General features: G+C 66.3%; 6 protein-coding genes and 1 pseudogene. 3 read left to right on the top strand and 4 right to left on the bottom strand.

All coding sequences use genetic code 11. The features are described from left to right. Positions 1-250 (top strand): hypothetical protein (locus ACFSKW_RS49785; RefSeq protein WP_379582003.1); only part of this gene is annotated, 250 nt, incomplete at its 5' end. A 275-nt stretch (positions 251-525) separates the two neighbouring features. On the opposite strand, the gene ACFSKW_RS49780 is transcribed toward ACFSKW_RS49785, so the two are convergent. Both ACFSKW_RS49780 and ACFSKW_RS49775 read right to left on the bottom strand, forming a co-directional pair. After that, a complete protein-coding gene (locus ACFSKW_RS49780; protein ID WP_379582001.1) occupies positions 526-960 on the bottom strand; it encodes a hypothetical protein in 435 nt (144 codons plus the stop codon). A gap of 24 nt (positions 961-984) precedes the next feature. Then, positions 985-1,896, bottom strand: a complete 912-nt coding sequence (locus ACFSKW_RS49775) for a tyrosine-type recombinase/integrase (RefSeq protein ID WP_379581999.1) — start codon at positions 1,894-1,896, stop codon at positions 985-987. 657 nt (positions 1,897-2,553) lie between these two features. Here ACFSKW_RS49775 and ACFSKW_RS49770 point away from each other — a divergent pair. Beyond that, positions 2,554-3,129, top strand: a complete 576-nt coding sequence (locus ACFSKW_RS49770; RefSeq protein ID WP_379581997.1) for a GNAT family N-acetyltransferase — start codon at positions 2,554-2,556, stop codon at positions 3,127-3,129. Between the two features lie 985 nt (positions 3,130-4,114). Here ACFSKW_RS49770 and ACFSKW_RS49765 read toward each other — a convergent pair. After that, a complete protein-coding gene (locus ACFSKW_RS49765; protein WP_379581996.1) occupies positions 4,115-5,188 on the bottom strand; it encodes a hypothetical protein in 1,074 nt (357 codons plus the stop codon). A gap of 567 nt (positions 5,189-5,755) precedes the next feature. On the opposite strand from ACFSKW_RS49765, the gene ACFSKW_RS49760 reads away from it, so the two are divergent. Next, positions 5,756-6,262 carry a GNAT family N-acetyltransferase gene (locus ACFSKW_RS49760; protein WP_379581994.1) on the top strand — a complete coding sequence of 169 codons (507 nt, stop codon included), beginning with the start codon at positions 5,756-5,758 and terminating at the stop codon, positions 6,260-6,262. Between the two features lie 27 nt (positions 6,263-6,289). On the opposite strand, the pseudogene ACFSKW_RS49755 reads toward ACFSKW_RS49760, so the two are convergent. Beyond that, positions 6,290-6,518: pseudogene (locus tag ACFSKW_RS49755) on the bottom strand (transposase); the annotation flags it as partial. Positions 6,519-6,628: the final 110 nt, after the last annotated feature.

The raw sequence follows: 6,628 nt of genomic DNA, 5'->3' as shown, positions 1-6,628 counted from the left end.
GGTCAGCAGTGGCGATTCCGTAACACGCCTGTGGCCAGCGGCGTCACGATGGAATGGGCTCAGTCAAGAGCGCGTCAGGGCGGGCCGAACCACCCGCCGCATGCTCGTCGCGTGCTCTTCGGCCATCGGCACCCACGAACACCCGCCGACATTTTCAGACATTTTAAATGCGACAAAACTCAACAGAGTGATACAATTGAATCCGTTGAAACATAGCCCGGTATTAGGGCTGCTGACTTTTAATCCGTAGGTTCCGGGTTCGAGCCCCGGGCGCCCTACAACCCTCCATGCCATCGGACCTGGGAGTTCTCGATTTTCGGGGACCTTCGGCGAGGCCGAGAAACGCGAGTGGATGCTCGCTGGCTCCGCACCAGCACGGTTCACCCACACAGGTCGCCGCGGCGCTTCGACTGCTTCACGACCTGCCGGTTCCATCGAGCGTGGACCTCGACAGGATGGACCCGTTCGTACGGCTCGAGGGCTTCTGACAGGTCGGCGGGCCGCCCTCCGGGGCGGCCCGCTCGCCTACTGCGGGGCCTTGAGCGGCAGCGCGGGCTCCACGCCGACCTTCGGCAGCCGGGCCTCGATCGAGGCCCGGCTGCGCCCGAAGTGCTCCATCAGCCCGGTGATGCTGGCGCCGGGCGCGGCCGCCAGCTCCTTCAGCCGCTGGTCGTCTTCGTCGGTCCACGGCTGGTGGGAGTTGCGGTGCTGCTGACGGCGCTCTTCCACCGTGGCGCCCGTGCGCGGCATCTTGCCGAGCGCGGCCGCGCCGGAGGTCAGCAGCTGCACGACCAGCGCCAGGTCCGCCTTCGGCAGTGTGCCGCGCAGCTCGGCGATCTGCTCGCCGTTGGCGTCGCTGCCGGTCACCTCCACCTGGTGGCCGCCGTCGACGGCCGTCACGTGCAGGTCATAGGTGCGCTCGCCCTGGCTCACCTGAAGGTGGAGCTGGGATAGGGACACGAGCCTCTCCTGTCTTTTGGGGGGTTAGTCAAAGACGCGTTCGACGACGGCTTCCAGTTCGGCCTGACCCGCGCGGAAGTAGCGGGCGGTGGTGTCGAGCTTGGCGTGCCCGAGCAGCGCCTGTACCTGGGCGGGGTCGGCTCCCTCCTGACGGAGCCGGGTGGCGTAGGTATGGCGCAGATCGTGCGGGCGCACGCCCTTCAGTCCCGCCTCCTCCCCCGCGGCGAGCACCACCTGGGTGATGCCGGAGACGGTCAGCGGCCCCCGCTGTCCCATCCACAGTGGGCCCGGGTCCGAGCCGCGCTCCAGTAGCCAGGCCGACAGGCGTTCGCGCGCCGGCGCGGGCACGGGCACGTTGCGCACCTGGTCGCCCTTGCCGTGCAGCCGTACCGACCCGGTCCGCGCGGTGAGCGCGAGGTCCTCCAGATCCAGCACGCTCTCCTCCGCGCGGGCGCCGGTGTACAGCAACAGGTAGATGATCGCCGCGTCGCGTACACCGCGGCGTACGGCGGCGCGCTCAAGCGCGCCCTGCTGCTGGCGGGTCAGCGCGTCAGGTTCCCCGGGCCGGGGCACCGTTGCCGATTTGACCTTGATGCGCAGTTGGGCCGCGTGCTCGTACATCAGTGTCACTGCGGCGCGGGCCTGGTTGACGGTGCTCGGGCTGTCCTTGCGCACCTTGAGCAGGTGGCGCCGCCATGCGGTCACCGCGGCCTCGGCGCCGACGACGTCGTCGAAGGCGTCGGGGTGCGCGGCGGCATGCTCGGCCAGCCAGGCGACGTAGGCGGCGCACTGCCGGCGGTAGGCCTTCACAGTGTGCGGGCTGAGCTTGCACCTGTCGAGGTAGCGCTCGATCGCCGCCAGAGCTCGCTCCGCCACCGCGGTGACAGTCGACCGCTCGGTGCTCTGCTCGTGCAGCGCGATGATGCGAGCGCTCATCCGTAGCACACCCTTCCTCTTATCCGCTGAGCTGCGCCCTGTGTTCCGCGCAGGCGCGAACCCCATTATTCACTGAGCCGACCAAGATTCTCAACGGATAAGGAACATTATCCACTGGGATTCTGTGAGGTGTCTTCTCGCGCGTGACCGGAGGAGCACCGTGCATTCGCCGACCACACCACCGAACCGACCCTCCAGAGCGGGGAGCTTGAGCAACAACGGAACGGCCATGGCGGTAGAGGGTGCATTCGGAGTTGGTGAACACTCCAACTTCTCAACACGTTTTCCGGCACCGGTCGGGCGGTCCGCCATCCGCGCAGTGTCGGTTCCTGAAGTCCTCTGCACTGATTCCCGAGGTCGTCTTCAAACTGACTGATCTGAATGCTGTTTGCTCATCGAGCTTCGCGGTACGCCGTCGCCGACGCCCTCCGCGACGTCCCCCAGACGGAGCCGACGACCCCGCCCGCCCTTTGACACCCGACCAATCCCGCCCCGGCCTCCGGGCCCACTTGATTTTCAGGACGCGGGTTTCCGGGAGCCCTGGTCGCTTCGGTGTCCTGTCGGTTCCTGTAGGGCGATCGCCGCGTCGTTGTCGGAGACGTCGTCCGCAGTAATCCGTTTGTGTATCACCACAGCCCGCTGTCAGTATGAGGGCTCATGCGTCACCCTCTTGACACGCCGGACTGGCCGATTTCCACTGAGCGGCTGCTGTTGCGCCGGGCTGCCCCCGACGACCTAGACGCGACCTGGGCCTTCCGGCAGCTGCCGGAGACTCACGAATGGGTCGCGGCCGCCACAGAGACCTACGACGACTACCGTGAGCGTTTCCTCCGCGAGGAGCGGCTCGTAGACCTGCTCATCGTCGAACTGGACGGCCGGGTGATCGGCGACCTGACACTGAAGGTCCAGGACGGTTGGGCCCAGGAAGAGGTCGCTGACCAGGCGGAAAGCGTCCAAGGAGAGCTCGGGTGGACGCTCGATCCCTCCTACGGCGGCAAGGGCTACGCCACCGAAGCGGTACGCGCCCTCATCGACATCTCCTTCAAGAGTCTTGGCCTGCGCCGCCTGCACGCGGACTGCTTCTACGACAACGAATCCTCGTGGCGGCTGATGGAGCGGGTCGGGATGCGCCGCGAACAGCACACGGTGAGAGACTCACTCCACCGCACCAAGGGATGGCTCGACGGTCTCTCATACGCGCTCCTGGCCGAGGAATGGCCCGCTCACGAGTGATTACGGCGGAGACGCTGGGGAGCCCTCGCCGGGACGAAGATCACGCTGTCACTCATACACGCGGCCGCTCTCCTACCGGCGCTGCGGCTGGAACCCAAGGACGCCACCGCGCCGGCACGGCTCAGTGCGTGGGGTGAAGCGCGGTGAAGGACATCCGGCCCGCCCGTCGTCGTTGGTGTCCGGGGGGTGAGCCAACGCTATGCGTGGGCACTGACAATCTGCGGGCGCCGGCGGGCCGTCTCAGAAACGCTCGTTCCGCGACCGGCCGCGGTGTCAATCGCTGAGGTAGCGGTGCAGGGAGGTCTTGGGGATGCCGGTCTTGGCGGCGATGACGCCGAGGGGGCGGGTACTGAGAATCGATCGATTTACAACACCCCTCGGTTCGGGACTTCGTCATGTCTGAGGAGGGTCATGTCTGGCCTCTCCGCTAAACAAGATCCCGACTAATCGACTCGGCAGTATGTGATATCGCGGATCGCTGCCTCATCCTTCGGCCTACCACGCAGGGCCTTATCAACCTGCCGCGAGTAGGGGTGCCGGTGAGGTCGCCGCCTTCCACTTGGCCAAGCTGCTGGCCAAAGTGGGCCGCGTGGGGGAGCTACGCGAGCGGGCCGAGACTGGTCATAATTACGCCGCCGATCAATGAGCGAGGCGATGGTGCGAGCAGGCCGGGTAGAGGAGGCCGAAAGGCTCCGTCGGTACGGGCTCGAGGTCGACTGACCAGGCGGTAAGCCCATCGCGTGATGGCCCATACGTCCTGGCGGGAGAAGCGTGATGGCCCATACGTCCTGGCGGGAGAAGGGGTCTTCAATGCCTGCAGCGCGGCCGCGATGACGTCTTGCTCAGCCTGCGCTACATGGAGCCTGGCCACCGTCGGGACCTCATCGACCTGGTCGACGAGCCGCCTGGGCCGGCTCTGGATCAAAGTCTGTGAAGCAGTGCCGGGGCGCCCCGCCGCCCTGCTCGCTGATCCGAGAGAATGACGCTAGGACGCCAGCAGGTCGAGGACGAAGCCGTACAGGAAGATGAAGAACGCCAGCCAACGCAGCGGGTGCGCGGGCCGCTCGCGGTCGAGAAGTTGTGCCAGCGACTCCGCCACCACGCGTTGCGGAAGATAGAGCGCGTGTAACCAGCGCCCGTAGAGCTTGCCTTCCCCGAGCGAGAGCCCGACTGTTCCGGCTATTGCGATGGCGGCCAGGGTGAGGGTGTACCAGTCGCCCGGGTCCAGCGCGAAGCGGATCCCCAACACCAGGGCACCAAAGAGCAGCACGGCGGGCCCCACCGCCTTGCCTGCCAGCGCACGACGCTGGCGAGCCTTCTCCACCTGCATGCGCTCGGAATCGGACAGCTGGTCCGTCACCACTTTCCATGCCATGGCTTCCAGTTGGCGTTCATGTTCGGGCGCGATGGGCTTACCGGCGATCTCGCCTTTGAACCAGGCATGGAGTACGTGGTAGTCGAGGTCGCTGAGGGGCAGGTGGTCGGGCACGTGGGTTGCCGGCGGGTCGACGAGTTCGGGATCTCCGGTCGTCGTGTGCTGATGGCCCAGGGCGTACGCACCCAGCATCACCCGCCGGGTCACCACATGGTTCGTCAGCCAGTCGGCCGCGCGCAGGTATGCAGACACGCCTGTCCGGCGGTCGATCTTGGGATCGATGCCGCGCTGCCGTAGCCCAGCACGCGCGCCGATCGCGCGCAGCCGGTTGGGGTCAGTCAGGTCGATCAGTACGACGAGTGCCGCGATGAACTGCAACACCTTGCCGACTCTCCCCCACCAGGCCATCGTGGTGAATCCCAGCTGGAGCTCTTCGGTACTTTCGCCAGTGACCCACTGCTCGACCACCTCGGGCAGCCCGTTGAGCAGTGCCAAGACGATGCTCGCCAGTCCTACGCCTGAGTACACCAGCCGACGCCGCCACTTACGGGCGGGAGCCCTCAGTCGCCGTCCCCACACGGACCAGAGCCAGAAGGCGAGCACCATGGCAGCCGCTGCCACCACGCTCCAAGCCAAGCGGCGGCTCTCCAGGGTCGTCAGCGTCAGAAGGCCGATAGCGACCACGAGAGCGATGGTTCCTCGCACGATCACAGAAAAGCGCGCCGAGAGCGCGCCGTCCACTGATTCGCTGGCCCCGGAGGAAGCGAAGAACGACCGGGAGGACTCGACGCGTGTTCTCCGAAAGCTGTTGTGCGACAAGAAACTGGGGTCTGGCGCTGATCTTGTTGCGGTGCCGGTCAGGTTCGCGCCGCTTCCGCATCGAGGTGTGCGGGTTGGCAACGCCGGTTCGCGCGCATAAATGAGGAGTTTGAGTTACTGCGGCCGACCCGCGTGTACGGTTGGCGGAGCCCGCCCAGCACTGGCCCCACCTCGGCAAGACACAGGGGCGAGCCACCGATGATCGCCGAACTCGGACCCGCCAAACGCCTCGCCGCCGGAGGGTGCATGGGTCTCCGACCCGGCTAGAAATAACGCCTGCGCTCAGGATCGCAGCGGCGGCGGCGCCAGGACAAGACTTGATCTTCTTTGCAGCTCGGGTCATCCTTGCAGCTCAATTCCGCTACCCACTACCCGTTGTCCGGCTGCCGGGCTGCCCGTCAGCCGACACCTCGCCATGCGCCAAGGAGCCTGATGCCGATCCCCGGCCCCACCGAACGCCTCGCCTTCCGCGAGATGACCGCCGACGATCTCGACGACATGGCCGCCATGCTCGGCGACCCCGAAGTCATGCGCTACTACCCCGCGCCCAAGACTAGGGAGGAGGCCGGGAGCTGGATCGAGTGGAACCAGCGCCTCTACCGTGAGTACGGCCACGGCCTATGGCTGCTCACCCTTCGCGACACCGGCGAGTTCGCCGGGAACTGCGGCCTCACGCCTCAGAAGGTCGGCAACGACATTCACATCGAGGTCGGCTACCAGCTTCCCGCCCGCCTCCACGGTCAGGGGCTCGCGACCGAGGCCGCGACGGCCTGCCGTGACTTCGCTCGCGACGTCCTCGGCCTCGATCAGCTCATCGCGATCATCAACCCGAACAACGTGCCCTCCCAACGCGTCGCCGAAAAGATCGACCTCACCTTCGAGCGGATGGCCGACGTCCACGGCCGGCAGTGCCGGATCTACGCAGGACCGATCGGATAACAGCGTCTGACGCTGATATCGTAGCGCTCAGATGATCAAGACTCGTTGGCGGAGTAGGGTCGAGGTTGGCGCGGCCGTACATACTTCTCTTGATCATTTTCAGCCGGTTTACGGCGCCCTCAGTGGGGCCGTTGCTCCACGGCAGGCTGAGTCCGGCGGTGACGGCGGCCTGATCACGGGTGAGGCCGGTCGCGAAGCTGCGGAGGGCGGGCAGGCCGTCGGCCTGGACGGCTTCGATCCAAGCCGGCAGCCTTGTAGTGCGTCAAAACTCGCATGTACGGTCTGAGCTGAGGTTTCTCCGCCTTGAGGGGCCACGGTGATTCCGGACAGCCGTCTTATGGGCGTAGCCTATGCGGCTGTTTGGAT

The sequence above is a fragment of the Nonomuraea mangrovi genome (genome assembly GCF_042681425.1).
GTDB lineage: Bacteria > Actinomycetota > Actinomycetes > Streptosporangiales > Streptosporangiaceae > Nonomuraea > Nonomuraea mangrovi.
This window is presented reverse-complemented; position numbering and strand designations above follow the sequence as displayed.

Excerpts from the sequence above, each read along its gene's own strand:
- ACFSKW_RS49775 (WP_379581999.1), bottom strand. The coding sequence starts at position 1,896 with ATGAGCGCTCGCATCATCGCGCTGCACGAGCAGAGCACCGAGCGGTCG.
- ACFSKW_RS49770 (WP_379581997.1), top strand. The coding sequence starts at position 2,554 with ATGCGTCACCCTCTTGACACGCCGGACTGGCCGATTTCCACTGAGCGG.
- ACFSKW_RS49760 (WP_379581994.1), top strand. The coding sequence starts at position 5,756 with ATGCCGATCCCCGGCCCCACCGAACGCCTCGCCTTCCGCGAGATGACC.